This window comes from Caballeronia zhejiangensis (assembly GCF_000698575.1).
In the GTDB taxonomy this organism is placed as follows: Bacteria; Pseudomonadota; Gammaproteobacteria; order Burkholderiales; family Burkholderiaceae; genus Caballeronia; species Caballeronia zhejiangensis.
On the sequence record NZ_JFHD01000115.1, the window covers coordinates 1 to 567 of the forward strand.

The 567-nt window shown below is 61.6% G+C and carries 2 pseudogenes; one reads left to right on the top strand and one right to left on the bottom strand.

What is annotated here, in order from left to right:
- Window positions 1-339 (bottom strand): annotated as a pseudogene (locus BG60_RS36195) (Mu transposase C-terminal domain-containing protein); the annotation flags it as partial.
- Window positions 340-351: 12 nt separating this feature from the next.
- Between BG60_RS36195 and BG60_RS40125 the strand changes: the two are divergent.
- Window positions 352-567: pseudogene (locus BG60_RS40125) on the top strand (hypothetical protein); the annotation flags it as partial.

Below are 567 nucleotides of genomic sequence, written 5' to 3' on the forward strand. Positions count from 1 at the left end.
CAGGCTCGTCCACGTGCTTGCGGGCGTGGCGCCCAGCAGCCCGCGGTGGGCGCTGTGATGATAGCGCTGGGCTATTTCAAGCGCGAGCCATTGCTCGAATTCGTGCAAAGTCAAGGCAGCCTGTTTTTCTGGTGCGCGCGCTTTTCGGCCTTTCGGCGAGGATCCTGTGCTGCCTGGTAGACCGTGGACACGTTCCATCAAAGTGCGGTTAAGTCTCTCGATATGACCACCGAAGTGCGGGCGTCCAACTGGCCGGTACATGAGCTCGATGCCATACTCGGCGCATCCCGCAAGTAACGCTCGACTTTTGAACTCCGCGGCATTGTCCAGGTGCAGCACGCGGGGCACGCCATGCATTGGCCATTCAGCCTGAACGCCGAGCTTCTCGAGCCATTCCGCTTTGGGCAGCACAACTCGTGTGAGCAACAAGGCAACGGTCGCTGCGCCTGGGCGATCCATGCCGACGTAGAAGCCCACCACGCAGCGCGTCGCAACGTCGACGGCAAGCGAAAGCCATGGCCGACCGAGCGGACGGCGCAAAAGATCATCGACTACGAGAAGGTCGGC